The organism is Streptomyces parvus, assembly GCF_014648875.1.
GTDB lineage: Bacteria > Actinomycetota > Actinomycetes > Streptomycetales > Streptomycetaceae > Streptomyces > Streptomyces parvus.
The window spans coordinates 415,889-430,626 of the sequence record NZ_BMRY01000007.1 but is presented as its reverse complement, the minus strand read 5'-3'; the positions used below and the strand labels follow the sequence as shown (position 1 = coordinate 430,626).

Genomic DNA, 14,738 nt, shown 5'->3' with positions numbered 1-14,738 from the left:
CTGCTCGCTCTGCAGGACAGGCGTGAAGTGCAACCAGCTACTCGCTCCCATGCCGGCGAACATACCGAGGACCTGGGACAGGAGCCCGAACACAACGGCCAGAAGTGATCGCCCGGACAGCTCCTAGCCGTGGCACAGATGTCCTCGTCCGCACCGACTGCCTGCCGCAGCGCCGGCGAGCTCCGGTCCGCTTGCCGACGTGGCAAGGACGACCCGCCAACCGCGTCCTTCCAGAGTGCGCAACAAGGGCGGCCGCACCCTGGAAGGCCGGAAGGCGTTCGCAGTGTGTCGCGTAGAGGACCGTGTGCGCTGAGCTGATGGCCTCATCCTGTCCGCGGTCCCGGTCAGGCCCCAGGAGTCGTTCGATCAGATCACCGGAGCCAAGGCCGATGGCTCGGTGGATGTCCGGCATCGGCACGGTGTGCCGACTCGCCCGTGCCCGCCCAGTGACGGACTCGCCGTTCACGCTTCGCTTCCTGACCTGCGTCTGACGCCGGCTGGAGTCCTGTCGTACGGTCGGATGACGACCCAGGCGCTGGTGCAACAGGACAAAGCCGGCTGGAACCGCCAGCTGCCTGAGCCCGCCCACCGCGGGCTGCGGGGATGTCCTACCAGTAGTGCCGTCGTCCTCCTACCGCGTGTCCCAGGGCTCCGAGAATCCAGAGAACGCCGCCGATGGCCACGAGGATGATTCCGATGGTCCACAGAGCGCCGATCCCCGCGATCAGGCCAATGACCAGAAGAATGAGACCGAGAATGATCATGATGCCTCCGATCCTGCACTGAGTTTCAGTCTCGCGCCCGGGTGAGCAGCCCACAACCCAGGTGGGACCTGATCAACCAGGGCTTCTGGCTCGCATGTGGGGGTGTTAGGGGCGGCAGGTCTCGGGCACGAGGGGAACCTCCGGTCCACGGCGCTGTCCTCCTGGGCGGCCACACGCAGAAAGGCGATCAGATGACCAAGAGCACTGGCCTCCCATATCGGACCAAAGGGCCGGGAGCCCTGGTCACCGGCGGCTCACGGGGCCTGGGGCTGTTCATGGCCCGGCAGCTGGTGGAACGCGGGTGCATGGTGACCATCGCCGCCCGCGATGCCGAAGAATTGGAGCGGGCGGCGGCGCAGTTGCGCGAGGACACCGGCGCGACCGTGCATACGGCCGTGTGTGACGTGCGCGACCGCACTGCTGTGAGTGCCCTGCTGCGTGAGATCCACGAGCGCGACGGGCTCGACCTAGTGATCGCCAACGCCGGGGTCATTCAGATCGCGCCGGTCGAGGCGGTAGGGGCCGCGGAATTTGGTGACGCCATGGACACCATGTTCTACGGCGCTCTGCACACTTCCCTGGAGTCTCTGCCGTACCTGATGGAGACCCGGGGCCGCCTCGGACTCATCGGGTCCGTGGGTGGTCTGCTCGGCGTGCCTCACTTGTTGCCCTACTCGTGTGCCAAGGCCGCGGTCGGGGCACTGGCCGAGGGACTACATGCCGAGACGGCGGCCTCCGGCGTCAGCGTCACCGTTGTTCATCCGGGTCTGATGCGGACAGGGTCACATCGGCAGGCTGAGTTCGGCGGCGACGTCGATGCCGAGTTCGGCTGGTTCAGCGCAGCGGCGGGCGCTCCGCTCCTGTCGATGGATGCCGAGCGGGCGGCTCGCAGAATCGTGGACGCAGTCATCCAGCGGCGTACCCGGCTGGTGCTCACTGCCCCCGCGAAGGCGGCCCAGGTCGTTCATGGCGTGGCACCCGGCCTGACGACCCGGCTGAGCGGCGTAGCCGCCCGGTTGCTGCCGTCCGCCCCGGGCCGGGGCCCCTTGCGCCAGGGTGCCGAGGCCAATGAGCCGCGCAACCCGATCGCGAAGTTCGTCCGGGCTTGGGGCAGCGCACGCAACGACCGCGCGGTGCCTGGTGCCAATCAGCGCGAGGCAGGTCCACGTACCAGTTCATGAGCCGCCTGTTCTGCCACGACAGCTCCGGCCTCGACAGGTTGTCCTTCGTCGAGGGGAACGGGACGTGGGAGGGCTCCTCCTCGCTGCCCCCGTTCGGCGGTTTCCGGTTCCCAGCAGACGGGACATCCGCGGACATGTCGCCGGCCCGCCCCAGCGCGAGGCCCCCAGCTCTGCGGAGATGGCACCAAGTGCAGCCCGCACTGTAGTAGGCCGACAAGATCCTCTTTGCCCGGCCCAGGCGACGTCACCCGGGGGCCCGTCCTCGCCTCGTGCGTGGGTCCATCTCATCGTCAGAACAACCGGTTGTCGAGGCCAGGCGCGTGCGCGCAGCCTGGCGACGAAGGCGCTCGCCATGCCGATACCCCGGACGCCGCTCGCGTCAGCGCTACCCCCTGCTCCGCCGCCATGCCATGCCGAGGATGCGCGTCTTCGACCCCCGGCCACCGCAATGGAGCAACCATCGCCGAACGCTATCGCCGCCCGTCCGCATAGGTGAACGCTTCGCGGTGGTCGTCGACGCTCTGCACGCCATCACGTGCACGCAGGGTCAGATCGCGGGCCAAGCGTCGGGCCAGCTCGCGCAGCTCGTCATGCGGGGTGTCCCCCTCGATGTATTCCAGGAGCCCGGTGAGTGCCTTCAGCTCTCCGGTGTGGAGCACCACATCAACGATCTCTTGGCCCGCGGTGGTGAGGTCCTCCATCGCACGCCGCTGGCAGGCGGAGCTCCGCAGGCAGGTGAACCGGCTGTCTCCGGACCACGGCTCCACGCACTCACCCGCCGTATCGAGAACGCGGAGCCGCCCGAGCAGTACCTCCGGCTCACTGTGGGGAGCTCGGTAAAAGGGGCGCTCACCGCTCCCGGCGTTCCGGGCGTCCAGCCGCACCTCGGAGAGGAAAGCGGCGACACGCCCGGGTTCCGGTGTGAGACCGCCCCCCATCCAGCGAGCGGAGTCGAGCAGGGACCTGCCCGAGCTCTCCGGTATGTGAAAGAAGGACCACCCGGAGACACCGCACCAGAGAAGTCCCGCGTCTCCCCCGTCCCCCAGGAACGATCTTGTGAAGGCGTGCGTGAACTCGACGCTCCCTTCGACGTCGCCGTCGAAGGCGTCCTGGCTGGGGTCGTCGAAGTCGCCGTACGCCGAGATGGAGGCCACCGGAACGTCCTCATCGAGCAGGGCCCCGGCCACGACGACCATGTAGCCGCCGATGGCGGCTTCGAGATCGCTCCGCACCTGGGTTGCACGGTCCTCGGTGAACGTCACAGTCACTCTCCTGTTATGGCTGTTGCGGCATCTCCGCCTTGATCGCCGTTGCCCGGAAAGCGCCTGTTCACACCGGTGTGGGCCAACCGATCGCACGTCATCACGGGTTCCCGGCTCTCGGTGTCCGCCCAATGGGAACGAGGGCCGGGAGAAGTGTGCGAGGGGGAGCGGCATGCCGGATGATCTGCTGGCGCACCAGAATCTCCTGATGGGCCTGGCGGAACGAGGTCCCGTCCTGCCGATGCGCTTTGGCGTCGTTGCGCCGGACGAGGACGCACTGCTCGCCCAGCTGACCGCTGCGGAGGCCCACCACCTGGCGACCTTGAGGAGACTCGACGGCCACGTCGAGGTCAACGTCAAGGCTCTGCCCGCGCCTGATTCCCTCGCCCAAGTGCTGGAAGAGGAAGCCGCCGTCCGGCGGTTGCGTGAAGAAGCGCGCAGACGCCCCGGATACGAGGCCAGCGTACGGCTGGGCGAAGCGATTGCCACCGCCCTGGCGCAGCGCGCCGCGGAAGCCGGCCGTGAAGTGATGCGCGAACTCGCCCCACTGGCCCGTGAAGCCGCCAAGGGCCCCGACGTCCAGGGATGCACGCTCAACACATCCTTCCTCGTCCCCCGGGACCACAGCGAGCGGTTCCGAGCGGCGGCCGAGCGCCTCGCGGAAGAACGTCGGAACCATGTCGACATCCGATTTGCAGGCCCGCTGCCCTGCTACAGCTTCGTCGGCGAGTCGGGGGCCGGAGGCTGACGATGGGACTGATCTCCGGACTGCTGCTTCTGCCGCTGGCTCCGGCACGCGGCGTGGTGTGGGTGGCGGAGCGACTCCAGGAAACAGCTGAACGCGAGCTGTACGACCCGGGCGTGATTCGTGCGCAACTCTCCGAGCTCAACCGCGAACTCGACGAGGAACTCATCGATCTCGAAACGTTCGAGGCCGAGGAGGAACGGCTGCTCGACCGGCTTCACGCGGCTCAGAAGCGCTCCCGCGCCAACAACGGAAGGTGACCGTCATGGATGACCAGGCCAAGGTGGCGCTGGCAGCCGCCGTAGTGGGCGGATATGTGCTGGGCCGTACAAAGAAGGGGCGGCTTGCCCTGAGCGTCGCGACCTATCTGGCGGGACGACGCTTCGGGCTCGAACCGCGGCAGCTTGCGGCTGAGGGAGTGCGCAGGCTGGGAGAGGTACCCCAGTTCGCGGAGTTGCAGGAGCAGCTCAGGGGTGAAGTGCTGGAGGCCGGACGTCAGGCTGTGACCGTCGCCGCGAACCGAGGCATGAGCACGCTGGCGGACGCCATCAGCGACCGCACCCTGCGTCTCGTCGAGCCCGCCGACGAGGACGAACTGCAGGGAGAGTACGAAGAGGAAGAGGGCGAGGAGCAGGACGGCGTGGGCGAGGCGTACGACGACGAGGATGAGGGCGCTCCCGAGGACGACTACGAAGACGAGGAAGGAGAGCCCGACGTCGCATACGAAGAGGAAGACGAGGAACCCGAGGAGGAGGAAGTGCCGACTCCTCCGACCAGGCGCAAGAGCTCGTCCGCCGGCACCGCCAAGAAGGCTCCGCACCGAAAGCCCCGTTCCGCGCAAAAGCCCGCGCCTTCGGCCAAGAAGACCGCCCCCACCAAGAAGGCGTCCTCTGCGAAGAAGACACCCTCTGCCAAGAGGGTGTCGGAGAAGAAGGCAGCTCCAGCAAAGAAGACGGCGACCAAGAAGTCCGCCCCCGCGAAGAAGACAGCGACCAAGAAGTCCGCCCCCGCGAAGAAGACAGCGACCAAGAAGGCGACGGCGAGGACCGCCAAGAAGTCCGCGGCCGGGAAATCTGCGTCGGCGAAACGTACAGCGTCCAAGCGCTCCGGCAGCGGGAGGTAGTGGGCCATGGCGAAGACCGATCGGGCCGAGACCGACGAAACGCAGGAATCGGGCGTCGACCGCCTGAAGGATGAATTCTCGAAGTACGCCAGCACCCAGGTGCAGAAGATCGCGGAGAAGGCTGGTGAGAAGCTCACCGATCTGACTGGGCAGTTGACTGATGTCGCGGAGAACGGGGGCTCGTTGCCCGCCATCGGATCGCGGGTGCTGAAGGGCGAATCCCCGGTGAAGGCCTTCGTCTCGGAGAAGGCCAAGGGCGCGAAGGACGCAGTCATGGACAAGGCCAAGGACGCACTCGGCGGCGGAGGCAGAAGCAAGCGCAAGTCCAGCGGCAGCAAAGTCATGAACATCATCGAGGTTCTCGATGTGGGCGTGCCCCTGCGCACGGCCTACGACGCGTGGACTCAGTACGAAGAATTCAGCAGCTTCGCGAAGGGCGTCCGCGACGTCTCGAAGAGCGACGACACGGAGAGCGACTGGAAGGTAAAGGTCGGCCCCTCGTCCCGCAGCTTCAAAGCCACGGTTCTGGAACAGATCCCGGACGACAGGATCGTCTGGTCGTCCGAGGGCGCCAAGGGCACAACCAGCGGCGCGGTCAGCTTTCACGAGCTCGGGCCGACGCTCACCCGGATCATTCTGGTCGTGGAGTACTACCCCTCCGGATTCTTCGAGAAAACGGGAAACCTCTGGCGTGCCCAGGGGCGTCGGATGCGTCTCGACTTCAAGAACTTCCAGCGTTACGTGACCCTCACCGAAGAGGAACCGGAAGGCTGGCGCGGTGAGATCCGCGACGGTGAGGTCGTCCTCTCCCACGAGGACGCCGTCGAGCAGGAGGAGGCGGAGGAGCAGGAAAACGAGGATCAGGAGTACGACGGCGAAGACCCGGACGACGAGGAGGAGGACGAGGAGTACGCGGGAGAGGACGGCGAAGACGAGGAAGACGAAGACGGCACGGACGACACGTACGAGGATGCCGACGAGGACGCGGAAGACGAAGAAGAGGAGCCTCCCGCTCCGAAGCGGCGGAGCCGTAGGCGTCGTGCGGAGGCGTCACGGTGACCGATCTCGACTTCCGGCAGACCGGTGAGCCGATTCCAGGGCCTCAAACCACCAACCTTGCGGACATCCTCGAACGTGTCCTGGACAAGGGCATCGTCATCGCCGGCGACATCAAGATCGACCTCCTCGACATCGAGTTGCTCACCATCCGTCTCCGCCTGTTCGTCGCCTCCGTCGACACCGCGAAGAAGGCGGGAATCGACTGGTGGGAGACCGACCCTGCGTTGAGTTCCAAGGCGTCACGCAACGCTTTGGAGGACGAGAACCGTGAACTGAGAGAACGTCTCGCGGAACTCGAGCCGCCCTCCCACAGCCCCTTCGAAAGGGAGAACGACCGGGACAGGGAGGAGAACCGGTGACGACGCAGCACTCGGACTCACGAGCCGCGTCAGCGCGCCCGGACGAAGGCGTCACCTACGTGTTCGCCGTCTGCCGTAGCACACGTGCCACGAGCGCATGGAATGTCACCGGGGTGACCGGCATGCCCGGCGGCGAAGCGGTCCGGCTCCTGTCGTCGGACCTGCTGACCGCCGTGGTGCAGACCGTCCCCGGCTCCGACTTCACCGACACGGTCTGGCAACGCCGGCTCGCCGACCGCGATGAGATCGAGCGATACGCACGAGCTCACCACAGCGTGGTGTCGGCAGTTGCCGCACACACGGCCGTGGTGCCGCTGCCCCTCGCCACGCTGTACCACGACGACACCCGGGCCAGGCAAGTCCTGGACCATGAGTCGGACCGGTTTCATGCAGCGCTGAAACGCATCGCGCACCACGCCGAATGGGGAGTGAAGGTCTATGAGCCCTCGACGCCGGAGCCGAGCCAGGCACACGGCGAAAGTGTGCTGCAGCCGGACGGCGGACGCGGCGCTCCCGCCCCCGGAGCGGGACTCGCGTATCTGAACAGGAAGCGGGGCGTCCAGGTACAACGGGAGAAACGCCGGGAACAGGCCTTGGCGGTCGCGGACTCTGTGGACGCCGAACTGCGCGGTCTGGCTGCGGCGTCACGACGGTTGCGAACCCACGGTGCGGCGCTGTCGGGCGATCAGCGGGTGCACGTGCTCAACGCCACCTACCTCGTCGCCGATGGCAGGGCGGATCAGGTCAGACTTCTGGTGGAGACGCTGGAAGAGCGAACGGGAGCACGCATCGAGCTGTCGGGCCCCTGGGTACCGTATTCCTTCGTGGGAGAGGCGTGACCGTGGCACACGACGTGGTGCCGTGGGACGGCCCGGAACCCTTGAGCGGTCCACTCGGCGTGCCGCTCGTCGACCTGCTGGACCGTGTACTGGCCACCGGCGTCGTGGTCAGTGGAGACCTGGTGATCGCCATCGCGGATGTCCCCCTGGTCAGAGTGTCGTTGCACGCGCTGCTGTCGTCGGTCAACGAACGTGTGCCCTGCCCGTGGAGCGACGGAGGGCCACTGTGACCGGACCGCGTGTAGACCTGTCCTCGGAGCAGATGGGACGGGACCTGGTGGCCTTGGTCCTGACCGTGGTCGAACTGCTTCGGCAGCTCATGGAGAGGCAGGCCATCCGCCGGGTCGAGCAGGGCGACCTCAACGAAGAACAGGTCGAGGAGATCGGCACCACACTCATGCTGCTCGACCAGCGGATGAAGGAACTCTGCGAGCAGCACGGTGTGCGTCCGGAGGATCTCAATCTCGATCTCGGTCCGCTCGGGACCCTGCTGCCCCGCGACTGAAGGCGACGTCCTGCCCGTCGCGCAGCACCACCCGAATGGCGTACGCCTCCGAAGGGGCGCAGAGTGAAAGCGGGGGTCGAGCGGGCCTGGGCCCGTGGCAATGGCTCTCTGTGAGGCAGACATGGCCGACACCGAACTCTCGGGTGTGGGCAATGCGACCGACGGACGTGGACCGCTGGGGGGGCGGCCTCATACATCGCGTTGGGAGAGCGTGAACAGGCCACCGTCCGGATCCTGCAGGGTCCGCGAGAACCCCGAAGGCGCCCAAGTGGCCGGCGAAGGCTCAGGCCTGACGCCTCCGGCGCTCGTGGCGGCGGCTACAGCCCGCTCGACATCATCAACAGCGAAGTTCACCAGCCAGCGCGGACGCAGATGAGCCAGCGGAGAGGTCTGCACACCGCCGCCCCGCAGAGAGAGAATCACCCGGCCCCCGAGCTGCACCAGAACATGGTCCTTCCGGTACGCGACGTCGACGTCCTCACCCTCCGCCCAGCCGAACACCTCCCCGTAGAACACCGCCGCGTCGAACACGTCACGGGTCTGCAGGTCGATCCGGGCGGGCGCCTGCCCCTCCCCCGGCGACCAAGCCGGCGTGTAGCCCTCCCAGAAACCGAACGTTGCCCCGTCCCGGTCCGCCGCCAGACCCACCCGCCCATCGCCCATCGCCATCGGCCCCACCGCGACCGTGGCACCGCGCTCACGAATCCTCGCCGCCGTCACGTCGGCGTCCCGCACCGCGAAGTACGGTGTCCACACGGAAGCCGGTGCGAGGCCGGGCCTCCGGGCCCCGATCCCCGCCACCGGATGGCCGCCGGCCGTCGCAACCAGGAACTGATCGTCCAGGGAACTCGAGCGGAACTTCCAGCCGAGGACCTCGCCGTAGAACGCGCGGGCCACCGCCAGGTCAGCGACCATCAGGTTGACCCAGCAGGGAGCGCCCTGCGCCGACATATACCGCCGCTCATCCGACCCGGACATCCGCTCGCTCCTCCAAGACCTGCACCGTGCCCAAGACCCCACACCTACCCACGGCCGACTGGACTCCCCTGTCAATGATTCCAGAACGAGCCTCCCGAACCGTCGGACGTAGCAGCTCAAACCGGAGCGGATCCCCCGGATCCGTGGCCGAGGGCAGCGTCGTCAGGAAGCCGGGTAGGGGCCGCCGGTGAGCAGACGGGCCAAGTGGGTGGCGTTGGCCGCGAGGGCCTCGGTGGTTGTCGCGACAGCCTCTGGGGTCTCGTCCAGATCCTGGTAGTCGGTGCCCTGCATGGCTTCGCCGACCCAGTACGTGACCGCTCCGGGCGCGAGCGAGAAACCGACGTCGTTCAGTCCCTGGAAGATGTCGGCGCTCACCTTGTCCGCGCCGTCCTCGTTGCCGACGACGGCCACGACGGCGACCTTGCCGTAGGTGTGCGGGCGTCCTTGGTCGTCGGTCTCCGACGATTCGGCGTTGAGGCGCTCCAGGACCCGCTGGCAGACGCTGGAGGGGTGGCCGAGCCAGATCGGCGTGGCGATGAGCAGGATGTCGGCGGCCAGAACCTTCTCCCGGATGGCGGGCCAGGCGTCGCCGTCGCCCATGTCCGTCCCGATCCCCCGGGTGTACGGCGTGGTCGGCGACCCGGACGATCTCTCCCTGTACGTCATGGCGGGCGAATTGGGCCATGACCTGCTCGGCGAGGTGCTGGCTGCTGGAGGGGGCGGGCGAGGAGTTCAGAGTGCAGACGAGAGCGAGGGCACGCATGGCTGGGGTCTCCATTTCGTTGGGGCGAGGGTCCTGGACGGACCTTGTCGGGTACGGCGTCCTGGCCCGGAGCTGCCGGTGTGAGGTGGTCAGTCCTCTTCGGCACGGACCCGGATGGTGTGCAGGGTGGGATCGGCCGGGTCGGGAACGTTCATGCCGGCCGCCACGCCGGAACGCAGGTAGCGCAGGAGGGGCTCGGTGATCCGCTCGCCGGGCAGCACGGCCGGAATGCCGGGAGGGTAGGGCGTCAGCATCTCGGCGGCGACGCGGCCCACGGCCTGCGCAGCGGGAACATCCTCCGTCTCGGCGAAGAAGGCATCGCGCGGCAGACACGTCTGATCGGGGCGGAGTTCGGCCGGTGCGGGCACGTGCACGGCGGGGGCGGGACGGAGCGTATGCGCGTTACGGGCCAGGTCGAGCAGGGCTGCGATCAGGCGCTCAGCGGTATCGGAGTCGTCGGCGTGGGTGAACTGGGCGCTGATCCGCCGGTGGTCCACGAGATGCATGTCGATGTGGTGGTGCCGGCGCAGCCAGTCGGCAGCGCGGTAGCCGGTGGTGTCAAGGGCGGAGATGTCGATGATCACGGGCAAGGGGTCGAACTCCGCTGCGCCACCGGTCCCGCAGAAGTCGTCCGGCCCGTTGACGTGCATCCCCTCGATCTCTTCGATGCGGCGACGCACCGTCGCCACGAGGTCCAGGGCTTGGGAAAGCAAGCCGTGTCCTTCGAGGGCCATCTGCCGGCGCCAGCCGTCGATTCCTGCGTAGAGCAGCACGGACGGGCTGGTGGTGCCAAGGAGGTCGGCCCGTGAGGCGAGGGTGTCGGGGTCGATCAGGTCGCCCTGGAGGTGGAAGACGGAGCCTTGCTCCAGGCCGCTGCCCATCTTGTGGATGCTGGTCACGCAGACATCGGCGCCCGCGTCCATGGCCCAGGACGGCAGGTCGGGATGGAAGGGCAGGTGGGCTCCCCACGCCTCGTCCACGATGAGCGGTTTGCCGCGCCGGTGGCAGACGTCGGCCATCGCGCGCAGGTCCGCCGCCGTGCCGTAGGGGGTGGGGCTGGTAACGAGGGCACCCGTCGCATCGGGATGGTCCGCGAAGGCCCTTTCCAGGGTCTCGGACGCGGGCGGGTGGGCGAGGTGCCGCTCCGCGTCCCACTGGGGATCCAGCCAGACAGGCTCGATCCCGGACAGAATGAGGCCGGCGATGACCGACTTGTGGGCATCCCTGCCGACCAGCAGCTTCTGATGGGGTGCGGCGACGCTGAGCATCGCCGCCTTGACCGACAGAGAGCTGCCGCATGTGGAGAAGAAGGTGTGCTCCGCATGGACGGCGTCCGCCATCAGCTGTTCAGCTCGCCGCAGAACGGAGGACTTCTCCTGACGGTCGTCCAGCCCTCCCGTGGCGAGGAGGTCCCCGAAGAACACTGCGTCGCCCAGCACGGCACGCACCGCTGGAGAGGCACCTCGTGCCTGCTTGTGGCCGGGCGGTGAAAAGCCCAGCTCGTCCCGGTCCCGGTAGGCAGCAAGGGCCTCGAGAACGGGCGCCTCATGATGATCCATGGTCATTTTTGGTACACCTTTCCGCACGACTCTCGGTCTGACCAGGCGTTTTCCCGGTACTAAGGAAGCGGTGTACCGCCGGTGGCGTTCATGATCTCGCCGGTGATGAACGAGGCGTTCGCGGAGGCGAGGAACACATAGGCGGGTGCCATCTCCGCGGGCTGGGCGGGCCGGCCGAGCGGGCTCTGCTTCCCGAACTCGGCGGTGTCAGGGAGGGTCGCCGGGATGAGGGGGGCCAGACAGGGCCAGGGGCGACGGCGTTGACGCGGATGCCGTCGGAGGCCAGCATCTGGGCCAGGCCCTGGGTGAAGGTGCCGATCGCTCCCTTGGTCATGGCGTAGTCGAGCAGGTGCGGGCTCGGCTTGTAGGCCTGAACCGATGTGGTGTTGATGATCGAGCCGCCCGCCGGAATGTGCGGCAGAGCGCTCTTGCAGAGCCAGAACATGCCGTAGAGGTTGGTGCGCACCACGCGGTCGAACTGCTCGGTGGAGATCGCGGAGATGCCGTCGGGCTGCGACATCTGGTAGGCCGCGTTGTTGACCAGCACGTCGATGCGGCCGAACTGGGACACGGCGCGTTCGACGAGTGAGCGGCACTGCTTCTCGTCCCGGATATCGCAGAGCACGGGGACCGCCTCGCGTCCGGCCTGTTCGACCAGGCGGACGGTCTCGTGCGCCTCCTGTTCCTCCTCGGGCAGGTGGGTCAGCAGGACGTCTGCGCCCTCACGCGCGAAGGCCAGCGCCACCGCACGGCCGATGCCGGAATCACCCCCGGTGATCACGGCTTTCCGGCCGTCGAGCAGGCCGGAGCCGCGGTAGGAGTCCTCGCCATGATCCGGCGGGGGGTCCATGGGGCCGGTCCAGCCCGGGTGCGCCTGGTCCTGCTGAAGAAAGTCGGGGCGGGGATGGAGCGTATGGGGGTCTTGCGGCTGTTCACTGCCTGGCATGGCTCTTCCTTCTGGTCGTGGCGGAAGTCTGGTGCTCCGGACACCGCCGCAGCCCGTGCCGCACCGGTGAACAGGTTCTCTGCGGACAGCGCGACTGGCTGACTGGGGCCGCTCAGCCGAGCCTTCGGCCTTTCCAACAGTGCGGTGTTATCGCCCCGGGCGGTGCCAACACCGCGCAGCGGGACTCATGGGCTCAGGGGACGAGCAAGGTTTTGATCATGCCATCGGCCTTCTCCCGGAACGTTTCGTAGGCCTGGGGTCCCTCTTCGAGCGGCAGGTGGTGGGTGGCGAAGGAGTCCACGCCGAGCGGGTCGTCGTCGGTGAGCAGGGGCAGGATGCCGTCGACCCAGCGTTTGACGTTGGCCTGGCCCATACGGAGCTGGATCTGCTTGTCGAACAGAGTGAGCATCGGCATCGGGTCGGCGGAGCCGCCGTAAACGCCGGAGAGGGAGATCGTTCCGCCTCTGCGCACCAGGTCGATCGCCGTGTGCAGTGCGGCGAGGCGGTCGATGCCCGCTGTCTCCATCAGGCGCTGGGCGAGTGCGTCGGGCAGCAGCCCGACCGCTGTGTGCGCCGCCTTCGCCACGGGCGAGCCATGGGCCTCCATGCCCACGGCGTCGATCACCGCGTCGGTGCCGCGTCCGTCCGTGAGGTCGCGGACGGCGTCCCCGAGGTTCTTGCCGTAGCGGCGCAGGTCGAGGCAGGTGGCCCCGTGCCGGCTCGCCCGTTCGAGACGTTCGGGGACCAAGTCCACGCCGATGACGAGGCCGGCGCCCCGGTGGAGCGCGATCCTCGCGGCCATGGCGCCGATCGGCCCGAGGCCGAGCACAGTGACGCTGCCGCCGGGCGGGATGTCCGCGTACTCCACGGCCTGCCAGGCGGTGGGCAGGACGTCGGAGAGGAAGACGAACCGGTCGTCCGGGGGGCCGTGCGGGACCTTGATGGGCAGGTCGTTGCCGAAGGGGACCCGCAGATACTCCGCCTGTCCGCCGGGCACCTGCCCGTAAAGCTTGGTGAACCCGAACAGGGACGCTCCCATGCCGCGCTCGCGCACCTGGGTCGTCTCGCACTGCGAGTGCAGGCCCCGCCCGCACATGTGGCAGTGGCCGCAGGACACGTTGAAGGGGATCACGACCCGGTCCCCCGCGGCGAAGGCGGTCACCTCGCGGCCGACCTCCTCCACTACCCCCATCGGTTCGTGGCCCAGAATGTCGCCCGGATCGAGGTAGGGCCCGAGCACCTCGCACAGGTGAAGATCGGAGCCGCAAATCCCCGTGGACGTGATCCTGACGATGATGTCCGTCGGATCCTGGATCTGCGGATCCGGGACAGTCTCCACGCGGACGTCCCGCTTTCCCTGATAGGTCAATGCGCGCACGGCCCGCTCCCTTCCCTCGCTGGTACTCGTGGACGAGTGCGCCGGGTTCCCATGAGACACCTGATGAAACACGCAGAAAGATCGCGGCGAGCCGTTGAACCGGCATCTACTCCTCTGTGGAGCTTCCGCCCTGGCGTCACCCGCTCAGCCTGCGGAAGGCCCATCCGTTCCTTCGCAGCTACGGGTGGGGCCTCGCCCAGCCGCGCGCCGCCACCGCGGGCCGCGACAAGCCCGCACAAGACCGCTGCCGTCCTGTGCCCCAGGCTGGTCTCACCCTGCCCGGCCTCGACCCTCAGACCGCCCGCACCCTGGCCCGCTACGGCATCACCCGTGTCGGTGAAGACAGGCATGGTCCTGGACCCCGGCACAGCTCTCTGTGGATCATCTGCCCTCTCGCTGCCGACCTGTCCGGCACGTGCTGATCCGGTTCGTGCGACGAGTCCGAGGACACCCAGACGATGCCGGCCACCAGAGGGAACGTCACGCTCAGCGTCATCGTGAGACGGCATGCGCGCGTCGGCCCTCGTCGTCTCCCTCGGCAGCGAGAGCTACGCCTCACCACGAGGCGACGTGCGGACCGGCGCATCACGATCAGCCCCGCGGCGCCCGCCGCCCCAGCAGCCAGCCGCGCACGGTAGTCCTGGCGTTCGAGTCGCTCGGAGCTGACGGGCTCCACGTCCGGGACACCGCCGCCGCCCGCGGGAGTCGGCGGCCGCTCGGTGATCGTCCAGGGGACGGAGGGGAACGACTCGAAGTTGCTGGCCGACAGCACGAACTTGCCGACCTCGACCCCCGTCACGGTTGGAATGTCAGCTGCCCGAGCGGCGCCGACTCACCCGTTTCCACTTCCGCCGGGACGAGACCCGTGGTTACGCCGTCACGCGGTAGCGCCGCCGGCCCCGCCGACCTGCTCTGCGTTCGAGGAATCCGATCTGGACTCCCTCCCACCCCTCCCAGCACAGATCGACACCGCCCTGGTAGATCACACCGGCGTGATCCTCGACGCCAACGGCATCACCTTCGCCGACTCCACGCTCCTCAGGCTCCTCCCCGCCACCCACCAGCGCACCGACCGCGCATAGCCGCCCCCTCCGAGACCGTCGAACGCCACCTTGTCGGCGAGGGGCATGCGCCATGCCCCAGTGCGCATACCCCCGCGCCGGGACGGCTGCCTGCAGGCGCGAGACGGACGCGGCAGACCAAGGCTCATCTTCGAGAACAGCGCCATCCAGAAGGCGGATGGCCACAGCTGCATCGGACAGGTCCATACGCCCCCT

14 protein-coding genes and 4 pseudogenes are annotated in these 14,738 nt (G+C 68.0%); 9 read left to right on the top strand and 9 right to left on the bottom strand.

What is annotated here, in order from left to right; genetic code table 11:
- Positions 1-119: 119 nt before the first annotated feature.
- Both IE140_RS36160 and IE140_RS23600 read right to left on the bottom strand, forming a co-directional pair.
- Positions 120-436 (bottom strand): annotated as a pseudogene (locus IE140_RS36160) (HAD family hydrolase); the annotation flags it as partial.
- Between the two features lie 172 nt (positions 437-608).
- Positions 609-764 carry a DUF6131 family protein gene (locus tag IE140_RS23600; protein WP_088573517.1) on the bottom strand — a complete coding sequence of 52 codons (156 nt, stop codon included), beginning with the start codon at positions 762-764 and terminating at the stop codon, positions 609-611.
- A gap of 191 nt (positions 765-955) precedes the next feature.
- Here IE140_RS23600 and IE140_RS23595 point away from each other — a divergent pair, with 191 nt between their 5' ends.
- Entirely contained in the window at positions 956-1,945 is a 990-nt protein-coding gene (locus IE140_RS23595; RefSeq protein WP_150197959.1) for an SDR family NAD(P)-dependent oxidoreductase, read from the top strand.
- 470 nt (positions 1,946-2,415) lie between these two features.
- Here the strand turns inward: IE140_RS23595 and IE140_RS23590 are convergent, their stop codons facing one another.
- Complete coding sequence (locus IE140_RS23590; RefSeq protein WP_150197957.1) at positions 2,416-3,207, bottom strand: hypothetical protein; 792 nt, start codon at positions 3,205-3,207, stop codon at positions 2,416-2,418.
- A 172-nt stretch (positions 3,208-3,379) separates the two neighbouring features.
- On the opposite strand from IE140_RS23590, the gene IE140_RS23585 reads away from it, so the two are divergent.
- From IE140_RS23585 to IE140_RS23550, 8 genes are read left to right on the top strand one after another with little or no spacing between them, the layout of a single operon-like run.
- Positions 3,380-3,955, top strand: coding sequence for a GvpL/GvpF family gas vesicle protein (locus IE140_RS23585; RefSeq protein ID WP_150197955.1), 576 nt, complete (start codon positions 3,380-3,382; stop codon positions 3,953-3,955).
- Between the two features lie 2 nt (positions 3,956-3,957).
- Positions 3,958-4,212 carry a gas vesicle protein GvpG gene (locus IE140_RS23580; RefSeq protein WP_150197953.1) on the top strand — a complete coding sequence of 85 codons (255 nt, stop codon included), beginning with the start codon at positions 3,958-3,960 and terminating at the stop codon, positions 4,210-4,212.
- A 5-nt stretch (positions 4,213-4,217) separates the two neighbouring features.
- The gene (locus tag IE140_RS23575) at positions 4,218-5,075 is read left to right on the top strand and encodes a histone protein (protein ID WP_150197951.1); all 858 of its coding nucleotides are present in this window, start codon (positions 4,218-4,220) and stop codon (positions 5,073-5,075) included.
- 6 nt (positions 5,076-5,081) lie between these two features.
- Positions 5,082-6,134 (top strand): SRPBCC family protein, encoded by a 1,053-nt coding sequence (locus tag IE140_RS23570; RefSeq protein ID WP_150197949.1) that lies wholly within the window; start codon positions 5,082-5,084, stop codon positions 6,132-6,134.
- On the top strand, positions 6,131-6,493 hold the full coding sequence (locus IE140_RS23565; RefSeq protein WP_150197947.1) for a gas vesicle protein: 363 nt from the start codon (positions 6,131-6,133) through the stop codon (positions 6,491-6,493). The genes IE140_RS23570 and IE140_RS23565 overlap by 4 nt, the downstream gene beginning before the upstream one ends.
- Positions 6,490-7,332 carry a GvpL/GvpF family gas vesicle protein gene (locus tag IE140_RS23560; protein WP_150197945.1) on the top strand — a complete coding sequence of 281 codons (843 nt, stop codon included), beginning with the start codon at positions 6,490-6,492 and terminating at the stop codon, positions 7,330-7,332. Before IE140_RS23565 ends, IE140_RS23560 begins: the two co-directional genes overlap by 4 nt.
- Positions 7,333-7,334: 2 nt before the next feature.
- Positions 7,335-7,562, top strand: a complete 228-nt coding sequence (locus tag IE140_RS23555; protein WP_109176694.1) for a gas vesicle protein — start codon at positions 7,335-7,337, stop codon at positions 7,560-7,562.
- Positions 7,559-7,837, top strand: a complete 279-nt coding sequence (locus IE140_RS23550; protein WP_150197943.1) for a gas vesicle protein K — start codon at positions 7,559-7,561, stop codon at positions 7,835-7,837. Before IE140_RS23555 ends, IE140_RS23550 begins: the two co-directional genes overlap by 4 nt.
- Before the next feature lie 189 nt (positions 7,838-8,026).
- Here the strand turns inward: IE140_RS23550 and IE140_RS23545 are convergent, their stop codons facing one another.
- The 6 genes and pseudogenes from IE140_RS23545 to IE140_RS36535 all read right to left on the bottom strand — a co-directional run.
- Positions 8,027-8,815, bottom strand: a complete 789-nt coding sequence (locus IE140_RS23545; RefSeq protein WP_189460657.1) for a VOC family protein — start codon at positions 8,813-8,815, stop codon at positions 8,027-8,029.
- A gap of 162 nt (positions 8,816-8,977) precedes the next feature.
- A pseudogene (locus tag IE140_RS23540) lies at positions 8,978-9,578 on the bottom strand (flavodoxin family protein).
- 89 nt (positions 9,579-9,667) lie between these two features.
- Positions 9,668-11,143, bottom strand: coding sequence for an aminotransferase class I/II-fold pyridoxal phosphate-dependent enzyme (locus IE140_RS23535; RefSeq protein ID WP_150198254.1), 1,476 nt, complete (start codon positions 11,141-11,143; stop codon positions 9,668-9,670).
- A 53-nt stretch (positions 11,144-11,196) separates the two neighbouring features.
- Positions 11,197-12,083: pseudogene (locus tag IE140_RS23530) on the bottom strand (SDR family oxidoreductase).
- A 193-nt stretch (positions 12,084-12,276) separates the two neighbouring features.
- Positions 12,277-13,461: a zinc-dependent alcohol dehydrogenase gene (locus IE140_RS23525; RefSeq protein WP_150198252.1), complete on the bottom strand. Its 1,185-nt coding sequence runs from the start codon at positions 13,459-13,461 to the stop codon at positions 12,277-12,279.
- Positions 13,462-14,026: 565 nt separating this feature from the next.
- Positions 14,027-14,254 (bottom strand): annotated as a pseudogene (locus IE140_RS36535) (hypothetical protein); the annotation flags it as partial.
- Between the last annotated feature and the right edge of the window lie 484 nt (positions 14,255-14,738).

Coding starts and splice junctions, on each gene's coding strand:
- IE140_RS23535 (WP_150198254.1), bottom strand. CDS start 11,143: ATGACCATGGATCATCATGAGGCGCCCGTTCTCGAGGCCCTTGCTGCC.
- IE140_RS23600 (WP_088573517.1), bottom strand. CDS start 764: ATGATCATTCTCGGTCTCATTCTTCTGGTCATTGGCCTGATCGCGGGG.
- IE140_RS23595 (WP_150197959.1), top strand. CDS start 956: ATGACCAAGAGCACTGGCCTCCCATATCGGACCAAAGGGCCGGGAGCC.
- IE140_RS23545 (WP_189460657.1), bottom strand. CDS start 8,815: ATGTCCGGGTCGGATGAGCGGCGGTATATGTCGGCGCAGGGCGCTCCC.
- IE140_RS23570 (WP_150197949.1), top strand. CDS start 5,082: ATGGCGAAGACCGATCGGGCCGAGACCGACGAAACGCAGGAATCGGGC.
- IE140_RS23575 (WP_150197951.1), top strand. CDS start 4,218: ATGGATGACCAGGCCAAGGTGGCGCTGGCAGCCGCCGTAGTGGGCGGA.
- IE140_RS23585 (WP_150197955.1), top strand. CDS start 3,380: ATGCCGGATGATCTGCTGGCGCACCAGAATCTCCTGATGGGCCTGGCG.
- IE140_RS23580 (WP_150197953.1), top strand. CDS start 3,958: ATGGGACTGATCTCCGGACTGCTGCTTCTGCCGCTGGCTCCGGCACGC.